General features: G+C 36.4%; 21 protein-coding genes. 12 read left to right on the forward strand and 9 right to left on the reverse strand.

Going from position 1 to position 21,039, the window contains the following annotated elements; translation table 11 throughout:
- Positions 1-27 precede the first annotated feature (27 nt).
- Positions 28-1,473 (forward strand): chromosomal replication initiator protein DnaA, encoded by a 1,446-nt coding sequence (dnaA, locus tag Rain11_RS03520; protein ID WP_101357955.1) that lies wholly within the window; start codon positions 28-30, stop codon positions 1,471-1,473.
- Positions 1,474-1,516: 43 nt separating this feature from the next.
- Positions 1,517-2,287 carry a phosphosulfolactate synthase gene (locus tag Rain11_RS03525; RefSeq protein ID WP_101357975.1) on the forward strand — a complete coding sequence of 257 codons (771 nt, stop codon included), beginning with the start codon at positions 1,517-1,519 and terminating at the stop codon, positions 2,285-2,287.
- A 1-nt stretch (position 2,288) separates the two neighbouring features.
- Here the strand turns inward: Rain11_RS03525 and Rain11_RS03530 are convergent, their stop codons facing one another.
- Complete coding sequence (locus tag Rain11_RS03530; protein WP_133121488.1) at positions 2,289-2,807, reverse strand: hypothetical protein; 519 nt, start codon at positions 2,805-2,807, stop codon at positions 2,289-2,291.
- A gap of 113 nt (positions 2,808-2,920) precedes the next feature.
- Here Rain11_RS03530 and Rain11_RS03535 point away from each other — a divergent pair, with 113 nt between their 5' ends.
- A complete protein-coding gene (locus Rain11_RS03535; protein WP_101357957.1) occupies positions 2,921-3,826 on the forward strand; it encodes a DUF58 domain-containing protein in 906 nt (301 codons plus the stop codon).
- Between the two features lie 9 nt (positions 3,827-3,835).
- Here Rain11_RS03535 and Rain11_RS03540 read toward each other — a convergent pair whose 3' ends face one another.
- The gene (locus Rain11_RS03540) at positions 3,836-5,914 is read right to left on the reverse strand and encodes a T9SS type A sorting domain-containing protein (RefSeq protein ID WP_133121489.1); all 2,079 of its coding nucleotides are present in this window, start codon (positions 5,912-5,914) and stop codon (positions 3,836-3,838) included.
- Positions 5,915-6,131: 217 nt separating this feature from the next.
- Here Rain11_RS03540 and Rain11_RS03545 point away from each other — a divergent pair, with 217 nt between their 5' ends.
- Positions 6,132-7,712 carry a gliding motility-associated C-terminal domain-containing protein gene (locus Rain11_RS03545; RefSeq protein WP_101357959.1) on the forward strand — a complete coding sequence of 527 codons (1,581 nt, stop codon included), beginning with the start codon at positions 6,132-6,134 and terminating at the stop codon, positions 7,710-7,712.
- A gap of 7 nt (positions 7,713-7,719) precedes the next feature.
- Here the strand turns inward: Rain11_RS03545 and Rain11_RS03550 are convergent, their stop codons facing one another.
- The 4 genes from Rain11_RS03550 to Rain11_RS03565 form a co-directional block, all read right to left on the reverse strand.
- Entirely contained in the window at positions 7,720-9,411 is a 1,692-nt protein-coding gene (locus Rain11_RS03550) for a capsule assembly Wzi family protein (RefSeq protein ID WP_165778066.1), read from the reverse strand.
- Positions 9,412-9,483: 72 nt separating this feature from the next.
- A complete protein-coding gene (locus Rain11_RS03555) occupies positions 9,484-9,681 on the reverse strand; it encodes a hypothetical protein (protein WP_101357960.1) in 198 nt (65 codons plus the stop codon).
- A 4-nt stretch (positions 9,682-9,685) separates the two neighbouring features.
- Positions 9,686-10,477 carry a DUF4198 domain-containing protein gene (locus tag Rain11_RS03560; RefSeq protein WP_165778067.1) on the reverse strand — a complete coding sequence of 264 codons (792 nt, stop codon included), beginning with the start codon at positions 10,475-10,477 and terminating at the stop codon, positions 9,686-9,688.
- A gap of 40 nt (positions 10,478-10,517) precedes the next feature.
- Positions 10,518-11,255, reverse strand: a complete 738-nt coding sequence (locus tag Rain11_RS03565) for a hypothetical protein (protein ID WP_101357962.1) — start codon at positions 11,253-11,255, stop codon at positions 10,518-10,520.
- Between the two features lie 32 nt (positions 11,256-11,287).
- On the opposite strand from Rain11_RS03565, the gene Rain11_RS03570 reads away from it, so the two are divergent.
- Together Rain11_RS03570 and Rain11_RS03575 are read left to right on the forward strand one after the other, a co-directional pair.
- Complete coding sequence (locus Rain11_RS03570) at positions 11,288-12,685, forward strand: outer membrane protein assembly factor BamB family protein (RefSeq protein ID WP_101357963.1); 1,398 nt, start codon at positions 11,288-11,290, stop codon at positions 12,683-12,685.
- Positions 12,686-12,727: 42 nt separating this feature from the next.
- Positions 12,728-13,297 (forward strand): hypothetical protein, encoded by a 570-nt coding sequence (locus Rain11_RS03575; protein ID WP_101357977.1) that lies wholly within the window; start codon positions 12,728-12,730, stop codon positions 13,295-13,297.
- A 211-nt stretch (positions 13,298-13,508) separates the two neighbouring features.
- On the opposite strand, the gene atpC is transcribed toward Rain11_RS03575, so the two are convergent.
- Positions 13,509-13,754: an ATP synthase F1 subunit epsilon gene (atpC, locus tag Rain11_RS03580; protein WP_101357964.1), complete on the reverse strand. Its 246-nt coding sequence runs from the start codon at positions 13,752-13,754 to the stop codon at positions 13,509-13,511.
- Positions 13,755-13,845: 91 nt separating this feature from the next.
- The gene (atpD, locus tag Rain11_RS03585; protein ID WP_101357965.1) at positions 13,846-15,357 is read right to left on the reverse strand and encodes a F0F1 ATP synthase subunit beta; all 1,512 of its coding nucleotides are present in this window, start codon (positions 15,355-15,357) and stop codon (positions 13,846-13,848) included.
- 192 nt (positions 15,358-15,549) lie between these two features.
- Here atpD and Rain11_RS03590 point away from each other — a divergent pair, with 192 nt between their 5' ends.
- The gene (locus tag Rain11_RS03590) at positions 15,550-16,677 is read left to right on the forward strand and encodes a glycosyltransferase family protein (RefSeq protein WP_101357966.1); all 1,128 of its coding nucleotides are present in this window, start codon (positions 15,550-15,552) and stop codon (positions 16,675-16,677) included.
- Here the strand turns inward: Rain11_RS03590 and Rain11_RS03595 are convergent.
- Positions 16,666-17,451, reverse strand: coding sequence for an SDR family oxidoreductase (locus Rain11_RS03595; RefSeq protein WP_101357967.1), 786 nt, complete (start codon positions 17,449-17,451; stop codon positions 16,666-16,668). The genes Rain11_RS03590 and Rain11_RS03595 overlap by 12 nt on opposite strands.
- Before the next feature lie 159 nt (positions 17,452-17,610).
- Between Rain11_RS03595 and Rain11_RS03600 the strand changes: the two genes are divergently transcribed.
- From Rain11_RS03600 to Rain11_RS03620, 5 genes are all read left to right on the forward strand, one after another.
- Positions 17,611-18,057, forward strand: a complete 447-nt coding sequence (locus Rain11_RS03600) for a hypothetical protein (protein WP_101357968.1) — start codon at positions 17,611-17,613, stop codon at positions 18,055-18,057.
- Between the two features lie 24 nt (positions 18,058-18,081).
- Entirely contained in the window at positions 18,082-18,636 is a 555-nt protein-coding gene (locus Rain11_RS03605; protein WP_133121490.1) for a SiaB family protein kinase, read from the forward strand.
- A 23-nt stretch (positions 18,637-18,659) separates the two neighbouring features.
- Positions 18,660-19,043, forward strand: a complete 384-nt coding sequence (locus Rain11_RS03610) for a DUF1987 domain-containing protein (RefSeq protein WP_101357970.1) — start codon at positions 18,660-18,662, stop codon at positions 19,041-19,043.
- A gap of 49 nt (positions 19,044-19,092) precedes the next feature.
- Positions 19,093-20,085 (forward strand): vWA domain-containing protein, encoded by a 993-nt coding sequence (locus Rain11_RS03615; RefSeq protein ID WP_101357971.1) that lies wholly within the window; start codon positions 19,093-19,095, stop codon positions 20,083-20,085.
- A gap of 133 nt (positions 20,086-20,218) precedes the next feature.
- Positions 20,219-20,929: a hypothetical protein gene (locus tag Rain11_RS03620; RefSeq protein WP_101357972.1), complete on the forward strand. Its 711-nt coding sequence runs from the start codon at positions 20,219-20,221 to the stop codon at positions 20,927-20,929.
- Positions 20,930-21,039 lie beyond the last annotated feature (110 nt).

Consider the following 21,039-nt stretch of genomic DNA (forward strand, 5'->3'; position numbering starts at 1 on the left):
AAAACTACAACTCATAATTATCCCTCGATGAATAAAGATTGTAAGAGTGTTTGGGAAAATTGTTTGAAAACTATACGGAGTTCTCTGCCCGAACACACTTTCAACACGTGGTTCGTGCCTATTGTTCCTTTGAGTTTGCACAACAATACCCTTACTATTCAGGTACCTAGCCCCTTTTATTACGAATACATAGAAGAGAACTATTTAGAAATTTTACGAAAAGCCATAGACAAAGAGTTAGGTCCCGAGGGGAAGTTGGAATATTCGGTGGTGGTAGATAAAGGCAATGCCCAGAGCTTGCCCAAAACAATGACCGTGCCCAATACCAAAATTGAATTGGATATCAAACCCCTTGAAAACAAAACAAACCCCGATTTGCAGAAAAGAAAAATGCAAATCTTGAAAGAGTATGAAAGTTTTTTTAGGGATATTCAGTTCAATGAAAATTATACCTTTGATAATTTCGTAGAGGGCGATTGTAACCGCTTGGCTCGTGCCGCAGGGCTTGCTGTTGCCAAAAAGCCGGGGGTAACGGCTTTCAATCCATTGATGCTCTATGGAGGGGTGGGTTTGGGAAAAACACACTTGGTTCAGGCAATTGCTAATCACGTTAGGTTCAATTCGCCCGAAAAAATTGTGGTGTATGTTTCTTCCGAAAAGTTTGTCAATCAATTTATTGATGAAATCAAGAACGATAAAATCCAAAAACTTACCAACTTCTACCTGCAAATAGATGTGCTGATTATTGATGATGTGCAGTTTTTGGCGGGCAAGGTAAAAACCCAAGAAATGTTTTTTCATATATTTAATCATTTGCATCAGCACGGTAAGCAAATCATAATGACCAGCGACCGCCCTCCCAAAGAATTGCAAGGTTTGGAAGATAGACTTCTTTCTCGGTTCAAATGGGGGCTTACTGCCGACTTGCAACAACCCGATTTTGAAACAAGAGTAGCTATCATTCTGAAAAAATTGCAAAATGAAGGGATTGAAATTAGCTACGATGTAGTAGAATATTTGGCTCATAACATTGATAGCAATATCCGAGAACTTGAAGGCGTGATTGTTTCGCTACTGGCACGCTCTAATCTGGAACGCCGAGAAATTGATTTGCAACTAGCTCGCGAAACCATTAAGCACATTATCCAAAAAGTAGATGAACGCCGTCCCGAAACGGCTGATGTAGATATTGAAAACATACAGAAAGCGGTTTGTCAATATTTTAATGTCAAAGAAGAAGATATCAAAGGCAAGAGCCGAACACAAAATATTGTCAAAGCACGCCAAATCGCAATGTATCTCTGCAAAGAATATACAGAACTTTCCTTGAAGGCAATTGGTTACCATTTTGGCGGCAGAGACCACAGCACCGTTATTCACGCAATCCAAACCATCAGCGACTTGATAGAAGTAGATAGCTCAGTTCGGCAAGATGTGAATGCCTTGATGAAAATTATTGGCAAAAACGAATAAAACACCATAACCATTCCTTATGCTTCAACCAACCAATTATTTTATGCACTATTCTTTGCATCACATTCCTGAACGTACTCAGAAACCCCGCCAAGTAGGTCTGACAATGGTAATGGACAAAGGCTTGAGTGTCAGACAGGTGGAAGACCTTCTTGAAGTAGCAGGCGACTATATTGATATGGTAAAGCTCGGCTGGGCTACTTCCTATGTTACGGCTAATCTGAAAGAAAAATTAGCAGTTTATCAATCGGCGGGTATTCCTACGTATTTCGGCGGAACGCTTTTTGAGGCTTTTATTATTCGCAAGCAATTCGCTGATTATCAGAAACTTTTAGATAAATACCAAATGCCCTATGCCGAAGTTTCCGATGGCTCTATTGAATTGCCTCACGAAGAAAAATGTAAGTATATCAACGAGCTTTCCAAACAGGTAATTGTGCTTTCAGAAGTAGGTTCCAAAGATGCTGAAAAAATATTAGCCCCTTACCAGTGGATAGAGCTTATGCAAGCTGAGTTGCAGGCAGGTGCTTGGAAAGTGATTGGAGAAGCACGTGAATCAGGAACGGTGGGGCTATTTCGCGATTCAGGAGAGGTGCGTCAGGGACTTGTGAAGGAAATTATTCATACTATTCCTTCGGAAAAAATCATTTGGGAAGCTCCTCAAAAATCCCAACAAGTGTGGTTTGTGAAACTTTTGGGAGCTAATGTCAATTTAGGCAACATTGCCCCCAATGAAGTGATTTCTGTGGAAACTATCCGTTTAGGACTGCGAGGTGATACTTTTACTCACTTTTTGCCGAAAGATTTGCTCTGATTTAAGAAGCCTTCATCAGGCAATCGCACTCAAAAACTTGGTCGGCAAATTTTTTGAGTATCGGCATTTCTTTACGAGCTAATACTTGTCCTTGGCGGGCTATAAGGTACAAACCTACCAAAATTAAAGTGCATAACCCTGCTACATAAAACCCCCAAGGCTCTTGTTCTATCATTATTTGTGAAATGCCGAGCATCAAGCTGATAAATATGCTTGTAGAGGCTACTATGAGCAAAAAAGCCACAAGCGTCCATATAGGCGAAACAGGCGTGAGTAATACTCGCACCAGAGTGGTTTTGTCTTGTAAGTTTTCTTCCAATCCAATTTCCATATAAGGCGTCCAGAGGCGATGTTTGTGAGCAGGAAAGCGAATTTGAATGTGAAAATCTGTCAATACGCCTGTAAAACCTTCGGGGTTGTTTTCGTTGAGTTCTTTTCGGAACTTCTCAATGATTTCATTTCGGCTCATTTCGCTCTTGAAACGAAAACGAGGGCGTAAAGCTAAACTTTGTGCATCCATAAGCATACTTTTTTCAGCGAAAAAGAGTTTTTTTGTAAAAGAAAACAATGCTTACCGCAAGCAAGAAAGTTGATTTTTGTCAGATTTTTCATAAATTGCCATTTTGAAAACTTATGCAACTCACGCTTGAAAAAGTTCGTCAGTTTGGAAATATAGAACTGCTCGCCAAACAGCTCGTAGAGGGCTTTATTACAGGAATGCATCGCTCTCCTTTTCACGGCTTTTCGGTAGAATTTGCCGAACATAGGCTTTACAATACAGGCGAAAGCACACGCCACATAGATTGGAAAGTTTTTGCCAAAACAGATAAACTTTTTATCAAACGCTATGAAGAGGAAACGAACTTGCGTTGTCAGATACTTTTAGATGTTTCCTCATCAATGTTTTACCCCAAAGCCACAAAAGGAAAACTGACTTTTTCGGTAATGGCGACGGCGGCACTTACTTATATGCTCCAAAAACAACGTGATGCCGTAAGCATTGCTACTTTTGACGATAAAATCCTTGAACATACCCCTTGCAAATCAACGCAAATTCATTTGCATCAGATTTTTCTTTTGCTTCAAAATTTGCTCAATGCAGAAAGCAATTTGCAAAAAACTTCGGCAACCAAAGTTTTACACGAAATCGCAGAAAAAATTCATAGACGTTCATTAGTAGTTATATTTAGTGATATGTTTGAAGATGTAGAAAACCCACAAGAATTGCTCACGGCTCTACAACATCTCAAACACCGAAATCACGAGGTAATTCTTTTTCACGTTACGGATAAAGCCACTGAAAAAGATTTTGCCTTTGAAAATCGCCCTTATGAATTTATTGACTTAGAAACAGGCGAAAAAGTGAAATTGCAACCACAAGCCGTTAAGGATTTTTACAGAGAAAAAATCTTGCAATTTTCACACGAGCTTAAAATGAAGTGCGGGCAATACAAAATAGACTTCATTGAAGTAGATATTGCCCGCCCTTTTGAAGAGGTTTTGTATGCGTATATGGTGAAAAGAGCGAAAATGCACTAACGCAATTTGTTATTTCTTTACAACGATTTTTTTCATCACTGCTTCTTCATTTTTATTGTCTTTAATATGCATAAAATAGATACCTTCTTCCAAATTTTGTAAATCTAGCATTTCAGCATTGCCTTCAATCAAAGTTCTGCCATATTTATCAATAATTTTGTAGTCTTTGAACTCTCCTTTTATTTTTAAAAATCTATCTGTTGGGTTAGGGGAGACTTCAACGATTTGTCTTTCAATGCAATTGTCTATTATTATCGTAACTGTTGTTACATTCGAAGAAACTCCACAGAAATTCTGACCAACAATTTGATAAGTGTATGTGCCTATGGGAGTGTTTTGCAAGTCTATTTGTATAACATTATTGAAAAACCTAATCGGATTACCATTTAGAGTTCCTATAATATTTTGGCTTCCTTGACAAATCAAGGGAATTGTAATTATATTAGGTAATGTAGATGAGCAAAAAGTATAGTTATACGGCGGTGTATTGTCAGGGATAGAAACATCACTCGGTACGCCAACCCATAAATTTTTTCTGAAAGAACTACTAACATTTACATAACAAGCATTACTCACCACAATAGTGCATTCTATCCAACTTTCTCCACTAAATCCAGATATAGCGGTAGCTGTTACAATCGGTGTGTTAGCATTTGTTAAAGTTATTCCAGGTCCAGCTGACCAGGTATAACTAATTGCATCTTGTAAATTGGTAATACTATATTCTTTGGGCGAGCTACAAAGAAAGTTGCTCGCTACTCCCGTCGGTTTTATCTCCACAAAATCAAAACCAGTATATTTTTGGCTATAATTGGCGAAAAATCCATTAGGAAAAGGATTCATTGTAGAAAGTGAGATGTTACTGCCATTACAGCTGATAAAGTTAGCATTTCCATAAAAACGTCCACCTACTACAATTCGCGAGTCATTTCGAGCTAAACACCAACTAAAACTCTCCGAACCTCCACCAGAAGGCAAACTCACAGGTATCAATTGAGCATTTACGCAAGTACCATCCAATAAATATTCTGCATAATACCCGTTGAAAGGATAAGGACTACCCTGTGACGGCGGAGGAGGAGACGAAAGAAAATATCCATTTCCAAAATCTACATTTTCACCAGACAAAACTCCTGATACGATTATCCTATTACTATTCCCTAAAATTGCATAGCCATTACTTGAAGCAATAATTTTAGGCGACCAATTGGCAAGTAAATTGCCATTATCAATATTGTATCCCAAAATACTTGTTTGCAACCCAGAGCTTGTGTTGCCAATCACAAACAAATTTTCTCCCAGTACATCTAAATCATATGTATTACCTTGTAACTGTCTTTTCCACATAATTAAAGGCTTATTATTTTGTATTCTGTACCTCACTACAAAGTTTTCTCCATTAGAAGAGTTAAAAGTAGTTCCTCCACCAAAGTCAGCAGTACCACTAAACCTTCCTGTAACATAAATTGAACCATTTTCTACCGAAAAGCCTGTTGCAGTACCGTCGCCAGTTAAAAGCATTCTGAATTGGTCATCAGAAATCCCAATATTTTTATTTAAACGAATTAACCATACCTGTTTTAAACTACTCACAGCATAAACATAATCTCCAAATACTTTTACTTTACGAAAATCTTCTGCATCATTTGTGCTTGGAAACACATAAACAAATATCAAATTGCCAGAAGGGGAGTATTTCGCTAAGAAAGCTGTGTTTTTATTAGCAGGAAATGAATAAGTAGAAAATCCATTTTTATGCTGAAAACTAACATTTCCAGTTGTATCACCAGCAGTTCCAACAATATAGATATTTCCACTTTCATCTGTATCTACATCATAAACAATATCATTTTTGTTTCCTCCAATCCTAAAAGCCCAAACACAAGCACCATTAGGTTGATACTTTGCAATATATGCATCTAATTTTGGGAAACAACAAATACCATTTAAAGGAGCGATAGGAGCAAGAGTTATACCATTACCAAAATTATGTGGTCCATTGAAAGAACCTACCACATAAGTTGTGCCGTCAGAGGTTACCTTCACAGCATCTACATAAGAATGTAAGTTACCCTCAATTTGTCTCACCCATTGCAAATCTTGAGAAAGTACAATTTCTGGTTTGAGAGAGAGAGAGAGAGACTAGTTAGAGCGAACAAAACAATGCAATAATGTGCATTTATAAAACAATTTGACAACAATTTTTTCTTTCTCATAAGTAAAAAATTTAAGTGAAAAAACTTTGCAATTCTAAAAAAAAGACAATAAATTTGCAAAAAGTTACACAAAAAAAAAATTTAAACTTATGAAAGAGTTTTTTACTATGCAATTTTTTTTGTTTTGTATTTATACATTTGCCCAAGATAAAAGGTATGATACGTGGTTATTGGGATATCGTGGTACAGATAATTTTTTCATAAATAAAATAAAATTCATCCCCAATGCACAAGCATTCGTCATTAATGCAGACCAGACATCATCAGTATTATGTTGTGCTAATTTTTCTACAACAAGAATAAATGATTCTGTTCTATTAACATCACATTTGGGTATGATTTCTATATACAACGAGCAGGGAAATAATTATGGTCATTTAGATACTTCGTACTTTAATATACTTTCTAATGGCATTGTAGGTTCTGTCGGAGAAAGTATATTACTCCCTGATTCTGAAAAAGAAGGTTTATTTCATTTATTCCTGACATCAGAATTTTCCACAGATCAATTTGGAAAAATCGTAAATTCATCATTAAAATATTTACCCATTAGAATATCTAATGACACCCTTTATGCTGTATCTAAGCTCAAACACCTACGAAAAGAGCCGCCTGTTGTTACCAAGTTAGCCGCTACACATCACGGAAATAACGAATACTACTGGATACTTTCCCACGAATGGCTAACCGATCGATTTATCGCTTATTTACTAACTTCAAAAGGAGTTGTTGATAGCGTCAAAACCAGTATTGGCTATGTTTATTCCAACAAAATTCCTTATCCTTCTGAATTTAACAACTATATCGATTTTTTTCAAAGAACAATGGGGAAACTAAATCTAGGTCAGATGAAATTTAGCACTGAGGGAAGTATGGTAGCTGTGGCTTTATCACAGGAAAGAATTATTGAAATATTTAAGTTTGATAAATTCACTGGTAAACTATCTTGCCCTATCTCTCTGAATTTGAATAGTAAATTTAGCTATATGCAAAAATTAGAAGATTATTGGATTTACGGATTAGAAATTTCTCCGAATAAAAGGTTTATCTACTTTACTTTGATTCCTTCTCCTTATTCAACAAAATTTCTCGTAAATAATTTGCCCTCTTATCTTTGTCAATTAGATTTATGGGCTAATGATATTTTAGACTCTGTTCAAATTATTGGAGAGGGATTAAATTTTTTTGCTTTACAACTTGCACCTGATGGCAAAATTTATTTGTCTATTTATGGTAGTAAATATTTAGGGGCAATAGAGAAACCTAATAATCCTAGTCCTTTATGTAATTTTCAAGAAAAAGGTTTGTTTTTGGGGGAGCATACTCACGATTTTACGCTTAATAATGTCCCCTCTTCTGCATTGCCTCTTGAAGATTCTAAATCAATATTCGATGAACCCCAATTAGAAATGCCTAATGCTTTTACTCCTAATAGAGATGGCATAAATGATACTTTTATTCCTACTCGGGTAGAAAATGTAATCCGAGCAAGAATAAAAATTTACAATAAATGGGGTAAAGAAATATTTGCAAGTTCTCAAATTGAAAAAGGTTGGGACGCTTCTAACTTTCCTGCTGATATCTATTATTATTTTATTGAATATACAGGTAAAATATGCAACGAAACTACAACAAAAACACTGAAAGGTTGGGTGCAAGTAATAAAATAAAAAACTTTTAAAACTCGTGCAATCGGGGTGCGATATTCATTCGCAAGCCCAAAGAGGTGAAAGTAGTGTTTTTGTAAGGCATTGTAGCATCATCATTTTGGCTACGGCGAAAAACTTGTTTCAGTTCTACAAAAACATTATGCCAAGCCTGATAGCTTAGTGTAGCATCTAAAAAAATGGTTTTGGTATTCAAACCCTGCCCTATTTTATTGCCGTATTCTTGTACGCGTGTGCGATTATCTAAAAGCAAATTTCCTCCCCAATTCAAGCCGTCTGTATCCAAGCCATAATTGGCATAAAAGAGTTTGCCTATAAAATTGAGCTTTGCAAGAGGCTGATAACGTAAAATGCCCACAAACTCATAAAAATTTGCTCCCAAAGGGTGTGCAAGCGGTTGCTGATAATGAGTATAGGATTTGAAATTATTATCTTGGGTGTAAGTGTAAGGACGTGCAAAATTAAACTCTGCCTGCAAGTCTAAATTTTTGATAGTAAAGGCGTTGATGTATTTTAAGCCGATTTGCCCTGCATATTTATTTGCCCACCAACCCCGATTGGCACGAATTTCACGAATTAAAAACTCATCTAACACAAATTGTCCGTAAAACGAAAAACTACGGGCAAAATTCCACTTAAAATCTGCTCCCAAAAGTACGTTATCGGGGCTACCGAGTTGCTGTTCTACGGAACGATAGAAAATAATGGGGTTCAGGTAGTTCAAGTCAAAGCTATTGTTGGTGAGTGTATCTCTTTGCCCAAAAATCACGGTTTCAAATACGCCAATATTGAAATTTTGAGAAATATTCAGGCTCAAATGATGCTTGGCAAGATATTTTTTAGGACGCAAACCATCGGCGTTTAGCACCTGGGCGGTCATTTGGGCAAAAATATTTTGGTAATTGAGTTTCCAAACGTTGGTATTGAGTTTTAGAAATAGATAATTGGCTGAAAAGTCAGAAAGAATCATAGAGCGGTAGCCATTACCAATTACATTTCGGTCGTGCCCGAACTGCACATCAATATTTCGGATAGGTTGAAAAGCAATGTACCCGCGAGCGTGTATAAAATCTACATCGGTAGGTTCGGCACGGTCGCCGTCTTTGTAATACCCTTCCTGCGGAACGGCATCAAATTTTTTGATTTGAGCCTGTACATATTTAGGAAAAGAGGCTTGATTATCCGTCATAAAGGTATAAAAGCCAATTTTTTGGCTAATCATACCTCTTACTTCCACGCCACGTGTATTGAGGTAGGTGAGTTTATCCGTATTGTTATCCTTGCCGACCGAAAAAGCAAGTACAGGATTTACGTGTAAATCAAAATCTTGGGTTTGCACGTGATAAAAATCAGATTTTTGACGATAAAACTTTTTCCAAAAATTTTGAGGAATTTCAGAAGTATCTTTACGAAGCCACTCCCAATTATCTTGCTCCAAGTAAGCCAAGTTAAATCTATCCACTTCGGAAAGGCTTTGCGTACTATCTTGCTGAAATTTTTGCAAGAAATTAGCAATTGCAGAACGCTTGTAAGGCTTTATATGCGAATGAAGCCCCTGAAACAATCTGCCTGACTGAATTTCATAACGTTCTAAAAGGTGGTAATAATCGCTATTGAGCGGAGTATAGACCGACTGAGCCAAAGAAAAATGAAAAAAAACAAATAAAATGATGCTTGTGATGAGTGGGATAAGTTTTTTCATAACTTGTGTTGAGTTTATGGTTCTAAAAACGCTGTTATTTTTACAACTGCAAATTACAATTCAATGCTTATTTTATCTGCCTTCTTTTCTGAAATCATCAAAATCGTTTTTATTTTGAAACTCGTAAATGTTCAAAATAATTACATTGCTTCGGCTTTTGCCTTCGGTTATTTTTTCGCAAAGCCACTCATAATTTGGAAAGCTCAAATGCTCAAACCAAATGCTTCCATAGCCCTCTTCGGAAATGTAGCTCACCAAAAAATAACGCATACATTCATTTTTCATAGCCAAATACCAAACTTGCCCAATAGCTGTGCCAATCGGCTTCTTGGGGTTTATCGTGGGCAATCATTTTTACAGCACTTATCATCACTTTGCCCGAAGGAGCAAATTTGAAATTTACCTCGCCCTTTTCGTTACTGATAGCCTCATTTTTGAAAAGTTCCCCCTGAATTTTTTGCCAAAAACGCACTTTTATACCTGCAAGCGGTTTTTGTTGAAATAAAATCCGAAAACCTACATTCATAGCCTGTGCTTTACGCACTGCATAGGGGTTTTGCAGAGGAATGATTTCCAAAGGTAGGTTCGTGATTTGCTTGAAATGCCCTGTTTTCTTTTCGCCTACTTGAAAAATCAGCTTGGCACAACGCTCATAAATTTCTCTGCCTTTGGTTTTTTCTAAACCATTTTTTTTGCGAAAAGCTAAAACTTCTTCCAAACCATCTTCTTGAAGATAGGCATTAAATTTTTCAGCATCTAATTCTATAAAACTGGGTTTGTTTTGTAAAACAAGCATCTGCGTGCCTTCGCCTTCCGTATTCATCTTAAAAGACCTTGTAGCAGTATCTACTACTACATTGAGATTTTTGACTTGCTTATCAAAATAATAAGTAAGACGCGTAATAGTGCCTTTCCATTTTGCACCTTGAAAGTTTTCGCCTACTTGCAAAAGTATAGTAGCTGTTTCTCCCTTCCGATACCAAAATCTATCAGGATTGAGCCAAAACTCGTGAGCAAAAGCAAAACTAAAAGCAAGTACAAAAAGCGTTAATGCGATTTTTTTCATAAATAAAGGCATTTTTTGCAGTTAAGAATTTGATGATTTACTAAAAAAATTTTCCATAAAATAGCAAAATTGCAAGGAAAAAATTTTCATAAGTTCCTCCGTAGATTTTATCTTTGAAGTTATTGTAAGCCCATTCGGTACGCAAACCCCATTTTTTTTGCCAAACTACCTGTCCAAAATATTGACGCGGGTTTAGCGTAGCAGGCACAAGATACCCCAAAAAAGATAAATCTCTTGATTCCAAACCCATTTCTATCCAAATTTTCGGATTTGCCCAACGCAACCCTACCCAAGACCCCGAAATAGCAGGACTTACCCCATCATTACTAAATTTCAGAGGAACAAGATAAAAACCTACTGCGTTTAGGTTATTTACCTGATAACTTGCCCCCACGCCTATCCCAAAATGATAGCCCAAAATCAGTTTGCTTTCCTGTTCAATTTGCTTTCGGCAAAATCCTATTTGTAGTTCGCTTATGAAAACATCACCCACTCGCCAACGCCTGTTTTCAGGCAAAATTTGCAAAAAATGCAATACATTAGAAGCCATTAGCCTACTTTGCAAGGCAATACCAAAATTATTTCTTTCCTGCTTTTCGTAGCGGATAGTTTCATCGGGCAATCTTTGCACTGCCCAATTGTTCGTAAAAGCATAAGCATATCGCAAACCGCCGCTCCATTCAAAATAAGGTAGCAAGTGCAAAGAATCTTGTGCTTGCAGGCGTATCACCAAGAAAATCCCACAAAAAGCCCAAGCTAATTTTTGGCAAATTTTCACAAAAAAACTAATTTGTGCCAAAATACGAAAAAATGATAAAAAATATCAATATTCTCCTGATATTCCTTTGCTTGAAATGCCATTTTTTACTTGCTCAAACAAGTATTGAAAGCATTTTCCCGCTCAAATGGAAAACTTACATAGGACAAACTACCTACCGAACGAACATTTTACTGCATCAAAATAAAATTTGGCTTGGCTCTAATGGTAATACTTTGGATAAAACCTCCCAAGATGAATTTGATGCGGTTTTTTCCATTGATACCAAAACAGGACAAATCTTACAAAAAATTCAATCCTTTATTCCAAGTGGTCAGAAAAAAGAAATGAGCGATTTAGATGTCAATGGAATTGCCATTGATGAACAGAAACTTTATTTTGGTACTGATGAAGGGTATTTTTATGCTTACGATATATCGCAAAATAAAATTTTGTGGCAGTATAAAGCTCCTTTTCTGGAAAATATTGAAAATACGGGAAATGTTGAAGGCTGTCCTGTGGTAGTAGATTTGAACCAAGACGGCGAAAATGATGTTGTTTTTAGTGTAAGAGGCAGGGGTATTGTAGCCCTAAATGGCAAAACAGGCAGTCCGCTATGGGTGCAAATCCTGACCAATGACAATGGAGCATTTCTGACAAGCCCTCTGTGTGTTGATGTAAATGCCGATAATATTCCTGATGTAATTAGTGGCGGTTGGAATGCTACTTCTACTGATAGAGAATCTTTGTTGTATGCCTTGAACGGGAAAAATGGCGAAATCATCTGGAAATATACTTTGGGAACAGGCTTAAAAAGTTCACCAATTTTAGTAGAAAAAGGCGAAAAAAAAGCAATAGTAGTAGCTTCTACGTATTCAGTAGTGCATTACATAGATTTGCAAGGAAAGCACTTATACGCCTTGGATTTGAATTTGCCCAGTGGAGCTATTTCGGGATTGTATGCGGCGGCAACACTTACTCCTAACGAAACACTTGCTATCGGCAGTTCTTGGTGGTCGGGTGATGATGACGGCTTATGGATAGCCCATTTGCAAAAAGCAGAAATTGAAAAAGAAAATCGCTATGGATTTCGCATTGTAAGTAGCAAAGCTCAAACATTTTTTCCTGCTAATCGTATCACTGCCTCGGCAGTAGTAGGACAAATCATTCATAAAAAATCTTGGCAAATTGCCGTTCCTACGGAAAAGGGCGAACTACTGGTTTATGATGAAAATACTCGTAAATTAGAACGCTATAAAATGCCCGCAGGTTCAGAATGTACTCCTTTGCTGGCTGATATAGATGGCGATAAAAAATTAGAACTCCTGATAGCTTCGTATGACGGCTTTTTGTATTGTTATGGTTTGCCTATCAAAAAAGCCAAAGTCTTTTCAGGGCAATTTAGGCAAGATAATCTTAACAGAGCAACACTCAAATTGAAGGCAAAATAGCACAGGAGTGCTGGAAAAACTTTTATTGATTTCTTGAAAAAAATGCACACCATTATACCTTTTGAGCGATGGTTAGAGTATTACAATCCTGCTACAGATAGGAAAAGTCCTTTTTTTGGCAAAGAATACAATTTAGATGTATATTCCGATACCATTTACGGCTATTACATAGACCCCGCTTGGGATTATATGGGTTCGCCTACGCTTTATATGAAAATTCTTTTCGCCGATTACAAACAGAAATTTGCTATTTTTGAGTTTATTGGCGAATGGAACGATGCCATTGAAAATGATATAATGACGCTTAAAACGAATATCATCAATCCTCTGCTCAAAAAAGGCATAAAGAAATTTATTCTCATCGGCGAAAATGTACTCAATTTTCACGGCTCTGATGATTGCTATTACGAAGAGTGGCTGGAAGATGTAGAAGAAGGCTGGATTGCGGCTATCAACTTCCGAGATTTTGTTTATGAAGAATGGCAAAAATACCGAATAGATTGGTACATCAATTTCGGAGGAAATTTAGAAATTCCTGATTGGCGAACCTATACCCCCCAACAACTTTACGAAAAAGTCAATCAAATTGTTTCCTACCGACTTTCAATGTAAGATTTTGCTTAACATCTGCAAGTTTCTTGCTTTTCCCTATTTTTGAAAAAATTTTACAAACAAGGTTAAGCTCTCTTTTCTTATCACTTGAAAAAACTATAAAAAAGAACGTAACAAATACTTATCTCTTTTAAGAAAGATACAAAAAACACAAAACGATAAGAGTAGTAAAGAAAACTCTTATCGCTTTTTTGTATGATTGACGTTTCTATTATTTTTTCAAGCCTTCTACCAGCACCAAAATTTTATTTTTCAATACTTCGGCTACTCCACCCAGAATTTCAAGGTTTTGCTCACCTTGAGCTGTCTTATATCTAATTTTTCCACTTTCAAGCGTAGAAATCAGCGGAGCGTGGTCTTTAAGGACTTGAAAAGAACCTTTCTTGCCGGGTAAGGTAACTGCCGTAACTTCGCCTGCAAAAAGTTTTTTATCGGGAGTAATGATTTCTAAATACATACTTTTGAGTATTGAGTATTGAGTACAGAGTATTGAGTAATGAGGTTTAGGTTCGTAAAGCAAAAAACTTTACGAACCGAGTATGTATTTTTTAGGCTTTTTTCGCTTCTGCAAGAAGTTTTTCACCTTTTGCGATAGCCTGTTCAATAGTACCAACAAGGTTGAAAGCGGCTTCGGGCAGGTGGTCAAGTTCTCCGTCCATAATCATATTAAAGCCTTTGATAGTGTCTTTAATATTCACAAACTCTCCTTGCAAACCTGTAAATTGTTGTGCTACAAAGAATGGCTGTGAAAGGAAACGCTGCACACGTCTTGCACGATTTACGGTGAGTTTATCTTCCTCCGAAAGTTCGTCCATACCTAAAATAGCAATAATATCTTGCAACTCTTTGTAACGTTGAAGTGTTCTTTTCACTCTTTGAGCTGTGTTGTAATGCTCTGCTCCAAGTACTTGTGGCGTAAGAATACGTGAGGTAGAATCCAAAGGATCTACGGCAGGATAAATACCCAATTCGGCGATTTTACGAGAAAGTACAGTTGTTGCGTCCAAGTGAGCAAACGTAGTAGCAGGAGCAGGGTCGGTAAGGTCATCAGCAGGTACATAAACCGCCTGTACCGAAGTAATAGAACCACGTTTGGTAGAAGTAATACGCTCTTGCATAAAGCCCATTTCAGTAGCCAGTGTAGGCTGATACCCCACTGCCGAAGGCATACGCCCTAAAAGAGCCGAAACTTCTGAACCTGCTTGTGTAAAACGGAAAATGTTATCAATAAAGAACAGAATATCATTACCTTTGCCTTGTCCATCGCCATCGCGGAAATATTCTGCAATTGCAAGACCAGAAAGAGCTACTCTTGCCCTTGCTCCGGGAGGCTCATTCATTTGCCCGAAAACAAGTGTAGCTTGTGATTTTTTGAGTTCTTCTAAATCTACTTTGCTCAAATCCCAACCACCTTGCTCCATAGAGTGCTTAAACTCTTTACCATAACGAATAATGTCGGATTCAATAAATTCGCGAAGCAAGTCGTTTCCTTCACGCGTACGCTCACCCACACCCGCAAATACAGAAAGCCCTGAGTAAGCTTTAGCAATGTTATTGATAAGTTCTTGGATAAGTACGGTTTTACCTACTCCTGCACCACCAAAAAGCCCAATTTTACCCCCTTTTACATAAGGAGCAAGCAAGTCAATCACTTTGATACCTGTGTAAAGCACTTCGGCAGAAGTAGCCAAATCTTCAAAGCGAGGAGGTTTGCTATGAATAGAACGCCCTTTGCCACTATTTACTTGGGGCAAGCCGTCAATAGCTTCACCTACTACATTAAACAATCTTCCTTTGATAGCATCGCCGATGGGCATAGCGATAGGGTGTCCTAAATCTACTACGTCCATACCCCTTTGTAAGCCATCGGTACTATCCATAGCGATAGTACGCACACGATCTTCACCAAGGTGCTGTTGGCATTCCAACACTACTTTCTGACCATTGGACTTGGTTACTTCCAAAGCGTTCAAAATTTCGGGTAAAGTAGAACCCTCTGTTGAAAAGCTAACATCAACAACAGGTCCGATAATTTGGGTAATTTTGCCTATATTTGCCATTTTGTATGCAGAAATGAATTAAAAACATTGAATTGCCCGCAAATTTATACGGATTTTCTTATGATTGCAAAAAACTTTTGAAAAAATCTTTGAAAGTCTGAATTTTGGTGTTCAAGGTTTTAGTTCTTTGGCAAATGGGCTACAAACCTCATCATTTGAATTTGTCTTGGTATAATTTTTTTCTGCAATAATATGCATAAAGCCGCTTTTGTAGCTGTTCTTAAACCTGCTGATGATATTCGGCTTTTTCAGAAAATCGCTAAAACTTTTTGGGAAAATGGCTTTGAAGTTTTTAGCTTTGGTTCTCAAAGCATTTTAGAAAGCAAGAACATTGGTTCTCATATTCATTTCTATCCTATTTTCACTTTTTCTCGCAATAGTTTTCGACGTTTATGGGCGGGCTTTCTGATTTTGAAATATTTATGGAAAATCAAACCTCAAATACTGGTTTGCGGAGCTATTGAGCTTCTACCCTTTTGCGTTTTGTATAAATTTTTTCAAAAATTATTCGGTAGAAAATTACATTTAATTTATGATGTACAAGAAAATTACTTCCTAAATATTTTACATACTCAAACCTACGAAACTTGGCGAGTGTTTAGAAAAATATTAGCGTATAGTATTCGGTTTGCTGAAAGACTTTGTGCTACCCAAGTTGATACGTTTTTTTTGGCAGAAAACTGTTATCAATTAGAATTAAGTTTTGTAAAAAAACGATGTTTAGTTTTAGAAAATAAAGTTCTAAAAATCAATTTTCAAGAAAAGATTATTAGCAATCCTATTTTTTTACTTTCAGGTACTATTGCTCCTGAATACGGACTTTGGGAAGCTATTGATTTTGTAGAAAGAATTCATTTTTTAGTTCCCCAAAGTGTCCTAAAAATAGTAGGTAGATGCGGTCGTAAAGAGATTTTGAATAAACTTACAAGCCTTCAAGAAACAAAATCATTTTTGCAATTAGAAATTTCTGAAAAAGCATTAGATTATGAAATTTTGCAGAAAAATTTTGCAGAAAGTACATTTTGGCTGATGCCTTACCAAGTAAATCTTGCTTATCGCAATCGTATTCCTACGAAATTTTATGAGGCTATGGCTTGGCAAAAATGGATAATAGTACAGAAAAATCCTGTTTGGGAAAGTTTTTTCAAAGAATATGCTTATCCGTATGTGATTTGGATAGACTTTCGGAAACTTCAAACTTGGCAAGAAGTATTTGATTTCTCAAAATTTCAACAAAAAACTTTTTACTACAATCCGCAAATTTTTTGGGATAGCGAAAAAGAGAAATTGCAAGATTTTATTCAAAAGTTAAGTTTTTGAGTTCTGAGGCATTGTGAGCTTTTTCATCAGGGGTTTTCGGATAAAGGGAAAAAGGTTGCCTAAAAAGTTCAGCAATTTGAGTTTGGCTGTAAGAATGTGATGCGTTTTATGCTGATGAACCGCCTTCCATATTTTTTCAGCAACATCTTCGGGCTGAACGTGTATGCCCATTTGTCCCACTGCCCAAGCCTTGTAAGTAGCTTTGCCAAGCATATCCGTATTTACAAAGGGGGGCATAATATCCGAAACCCCAATACCAAGCCTTGAAAGTTCAATTTCTAACCCTTCTGTAAATCCCCTGACAGCGTGCTTGGTTGCCGCATACACGCAAAATTCAGGTACTCCATAAATTGCCGAAGCCGAAGATAAATTGATAATTTGAGACTGAGGTGTATTTTTTAGCAAAGGCAAAGCCCAATAAGTTGTATTGATAAGCCCCCAAAAGTTGATTTCAATCATCTTTTTCTGCTCTGTAAGCGGAATATTTTCAAAAAAGCCCATTCGCAAAATACCCGCATTATTAACTAAAACATTTAGACGATTTTTTGTTTGCGAAGCCAAATTTTCAAAAACAGCTTTCATCTCCACTTCGCTGCATACATCTGCTTTTTGCAAAAAAAGCGTCTTTTCACCAATTTCTTCACGCAATTTTGCTAAAAGTGATTCATCAATATCTACACCGCTAATCGTCCAGCCTTTTTTAGCAAATAGTAAAGCTGTAGCCTTCCCTATGCCTTTACCTATACCCGTGATAAAAATGTTTTTATCTGCCATAAAAAACTTCGTAAAGTTCTGCTTTTTTTAACTATACTTGTAAAAGTCTTTAATTTTATTTACTTTCAAACTTAAAAAAAAGTTTTTTTACAAAAAATTTGTTTTTTTACAAAAAATTGTATTTTTGCCAAAAGGACTTAAACTAAAAGTATAAAATTTATGCTTAACTTTGACACAGCTATAAAAGAAGTAGCCACTAAATTCAATGCACAAATCAAAGAACTTTCCCCAGGTGTATATTCTTTAGATATTCCCTTTAAGCTCAAAGATGGTTCAAGTCGCTACCAATATGTATATGCGTGGGTAATAAAAGACTCTTTCAAAAATAAAGAATACTTTTATTTCAATAGCCGTTGTGGAACATACGAAAAAGGTGTTACCGATACGTACAATCTCTTGAAAGAAGCAGGCTATGGGCATTATTCTACAATTACGATTGCCGCAGACAAACTGCCCGATGGTTCTCCTTGTGAAACCGTAGTTGTACAGGCAAGTCCTATTGCCGAACATATCAAAACTATTGAAGAATTAGCAGATATTGTATGGGAAGTAGCCGAAGTTGCTGACATTATAGAAGAGAAATATTTTGGGGGGGATAAAAATTAGTTTTCAACACAAACGAAAATAGTTATGTCAAAAAAGTTTAGCTTCTTTCATCATTACGTCAATATGAGTGATGATGAAGTCCTTATTTCTTACAAGGGGCCTATGTCCGATGTTATTATTCACGAAATAAGTAAGGAGATACAGTCTCGCCTTGCCGAAGACCCCAAATCGGGTAAGAAAGTTTATGCCATTTTTATGGAACTTGCTCAAAATATCTTTTTTTACTCGTCAGAATCCACTATACTCGGCGGTAAAACCTATCGGATAGGCTCTATCGTATTATCGCAAGATGAAGAAAATTATACGCTTACCACAGGCAACATTGTAGATAAAAAATGGATTCCTATTCTCTGGGATAGGTGTGAAATGATTAACAACGCCGACCGCGAAACCTTACGAAAAATGAAATTTGAGCAAAGAGACCAAGGTACAATGAGTACAGAAAACAGCAAGGGTGCAGGTATTGGGCTTATCCAAGTGGCTCTCACTTCTGCTCAACCTATTTCTATTGAATTTAGGGATATTGACGAAGAGAAATCTTTCTTTGCACTATCTGTAAGCGTTAAGAAGAATCTTTAAACTAAACAAAAAACATTAAAACAATGGAAAATCTAATTATTGAGGGCGTAAAAAGCACCTATTTCACGCCACAAGTTACTTTCAATGCCTCCACAGGCGAATGTTCTATTGCGGGTGAATCATATTTAGAAGACACTTGGGATTTCTACAAGCCTATTCTTGCTTGGCTTAAACAATACACCGAAGAGGTAAAAGGTCCTATCAATTTTACCTTTGACCTCACTTATTACAATACAAGTTCTTCAAAATGTTTCTTGGATATCGTAAAACTGCTAAAAGATTACAAAGAAAGTGGCGGAAATGTAACTATCAACTGGAAGCACCCCGAAGATGATGAAGACATTCGCGAGGAAGCCGAAGATTACAAAAACTTTTTAGGTATTGATATCAATATTATCGCCTACTAAAATTCTTGTGTCTTTTTGTCCGCTGTCTAACCCTTAAACCAACGTATCTTTGAGCTTTTACGTAAATTTCGGCTACCTTGAAGCTATCGGGGTAGCCTTATTTTTTCTGCTTTACATTTTGTATTTTATTTTTTCGTTCCGAAAGGCAAAAGTTTTAGGTTTGCCCTTACGAAGATATTTTTGGCTTAAAATGCTCTTTCGCTCTGCTTACTTTGCTTTGTTTGTAATAGCTATGTTAGGACCCACCATTGGCGAAGAAAAGCAACAAGTCAAGGTACAAGGGAAAGATATAATGTTTGTAGTAGATGTGTCCGCTTCAATGCTCGCTCAAGATGTAAGTCCTTCAAGACTGGAAAAAGTTAAATTTGAACTACAAAGCCTCTTGCAAACTCCTTTGCAGGCACGTATGGGAATAGTGGTTTTCGCCCAAGAAGCCTATCAATTTTGCCCACTTACCAAAGATTATTCGCTTCTGCAAAACGTGTTTATTCCAGCTCTTTCTGCTCAAATGATGAAAAATACAAGCACCCAAATTCATAATGCTTTGGAACTCGCCCTAAAAGGACTTTTGAATGAAAACCAAGATCAAATTCATAAAAAAGCCAAAATTATTGTGCTGTTCAGCGATGGTGAAGATTGGGGTGAAAATATCAATGTTTTGGCTCAAACTATCAAACGCAAGGGAGTTCATCTGCTTGTAGTGGGTGTGGGTTCGGAAAAAGGTAGCCCTATTTTAACTCCCACAGGTTTCAAGAAAAATGACAAAGGAGAAAAAGTTATTAGCAAATTAAATCGTAATTATCTGCTAAACTTTGTTCAGCAAGCCGAAGGTAAATACTTTGAAATCAGCCAAGAAAACCAAACTATCCGAAACGATATGGATAAAGTCCGAGCTACTCTGGAAGAAATTCAAGGAATACTCCAAGATAAACGAGAAATTAGCTTAGAGGCAAATAAATACTACTACCCTCTGCTTTTAGGTTTTTTGATGCTTTGCTTAGATGTAATTATCACAACACGAATTATCAAATTGCCAAGTTGAAAGTTTGTAATACTTCTGCTTGGGAGTAATCAAGCACTTTTTAGAATGTTTAATACTCCCTCTTTGTCTTTTACTAAAATATCATACAATCTTTACCACAACCTAAAATTCAATTAATAAATATTACAAGATAATGAAGAAAATAGTTTTCACTTTTATTTGTTTAATAATACTTTCTTGCGAAAGTGTTATTGGGCAACGACCCTCCATTACTCGAGATCAAATGTTGCATTACTTTAAGAATAATCCTCCTTTTGAAGCCGAAGAAAAAATAAAAAAACTTGAATATGAGAATTTTAATTATAAAAGTGTGTATGACGACAAAGAGTTAAAATCTTATGTTCTCAAACTGGTAGATAGAAGAGAGTATTTTGAGCATGAGGTAAGAAAAGATATGCAACGTTATTTAGAGATAATTGCAGATACCAATCGTCTTAAAGATGATATTTGGTCATTTTTATACAAAAGAAAGCGTTCTGACAAAGTTGTAGATTCTTTAGTTCAAATTCCTTCCATTATCACACAATACCGAGATAGTGTTATCCAAGAAACAGAAAAAAGATATAGAAGACGACCTAATAAGCTGAGTATTCCTGATGATACCCGTTTTGTAGAGATGTTTAAATACAGGGAAGTTTATGACAGCATCAAGTTATGGAGTAAATTGGACTCACGTGAAAAGTATTTTATTACACTGTTTGATTATAATGACCCAGAAATTATCAAAAAAACAAAAGACTTAGTAAAACGTCTATTAAAAAATAGAATAAATCAAAAAGAAATAAATTTATTGTTATTGATTTTTACACGGAAAACATCATTCAGTTTTATAGATAATCAATAATAAGATTTATATTTGCAGAAAAAAGAGAAAATTATGGATAGAGCAATTTTATATGATATGGTTTTCAAATTACGGAAAGAAGGTCTGAAACAGGTCAAAATAGCAGAGCT

Origin of the sequence: Raineya orbicola (assembly GCF_002843425.1) — a bacterium.
GTDB lineage: Bacteria > Bacteroidota > Bacteroidia > Cytophagales > Thermonemataceae > Raineya > Raineya orbicola.

Excerpts from the sequence above, each read along its gene's own strand:
- dnaA (WP_101357955.1), top strand. The coding sequence starts at position 28 with ATGAATAAAGATTGTAAGAGTGTTTGGGAAAATTGTTTGAAAACTATA.
- Rain11_RS03525 (WP_101357975.1), top strand. The coding sequence starts at position 1,517 with ATGCACTATTCTTTGCATCACATTCCTGAACGTACTCAGAAACCCCGC.
- Rain11_RS03530 (WP_133121488.1), bottom strand. The coding sequence starts at position 2,807 with ATGGATGCACAAAGTTTAGCTTTACGCCCTCGTTTTCGTTTCAAGAGC.
- Rain11_RS03535 (WP_101357957.1), top strand. The coding sequence starts at position 2,921 with ATGCAACTCACGCTTGAAAAAGTTCGTCAGTTTGGAAATATAGAACTG.
- Rain11_RS03545 (WP_101357959.1), top strand. The coding sequence starts at position 6,132 with ATGAAAGAGTTTTTTACTATGCAATTTTTTTTGTTTTGTATTTATACA.
- Rain11_RS03550 (WP_165778066.1), bottom strand. The coding sequence starts at position 9,411 with ATGAAAAAACTTATCCCACTCATCACAAGCATCATTTTATTTGTTTTT.
- Rain11_RS03555 (WP_101357960.1), bottom strand. The coding sequence starts at position 9,681 with ATGCGTTATTTTTTGGTGAGCTACATTTCCGAAGAGGGCTATGGAAGC.
- Rain11_RS03560 (WP_165778067.1), bottom strand. The coding sequence starts at position 10,477 with ATGAAAAAAATCGCATTAACGCTTTTTGTACTTGCTTTTAGTTTTGCT.
- Rain11_RS03570 (WP_101357963.1), top strand. The coding sequence starts at position 11,288 with ATGATAAAAAATATCAATATTCTCCTGATATTCCTTTGCTTGAAATGC.
- Rain11_RS03575 (WP_101357977.1), top strand. The coding sequence starts at position 12,728 with ATGCACACCATTATACCTTTTGAGCGATGGTTAGAGTATTACAATCCT.
- atpC (WP_101357964.1), bottom strand. The coding sequence starts at position 13,754 with ATGTATTTAGAAATCATTACTCCCGATAAAAAACTTTTTGCAGGCGAA.
- atpD (WP_101357965.1), bottom strand. The coding sequence starts at position 15,357 with ATGGCAAATATAGGCAAAATTACCCAAATTATCGGACCTGTTGTTGAT.
- Rain11_RS03590 (WP_101357966.1), top strand. The coding sequence starts at position 15,550 with ATGCATAAAGCCGCTTTTGTAGCTGTTCTTAAACCTGCTGATGATATT.
- Rain11_RS03595 (WP_101357967.1), bottom strand. The coding sequence starts at position 17,451 with ATGGCAGATAAAAACATTTTTATCACGGGTATAGGTAAAGGCATAGGG.
- Rain11_RS03600 (WP_101357968.1), top strand. The coding sequence starts at position 17,611 with ATGCTTAACTTTGACACAGCTATAAAAGAAGTAGCCACTAAATTCAAT.
- Rain11_RS03605 (WP_133121490.1), top strand. The coding sequence starts at position 18,082 with ATGTCAAAAAAGTTTAGCTTCTTTCATCATTACGTCAATATGAGTGAT.
- Rain11_RS03610 (WP_101357970.1), top strand. The coding sequence starts at position 18,660 with ATGGAAAATCTAATTATTGAGGGCGTAAAAAGCACCTATTTCACGCCA.
- Rain11_RS03620 (WP_101357972.1), top strand. The coding sequence starts at position 20,219 with ATGAAGAAAATAGTTTTCACTTTTATTTGTTTAATAATACTTTCTTGC.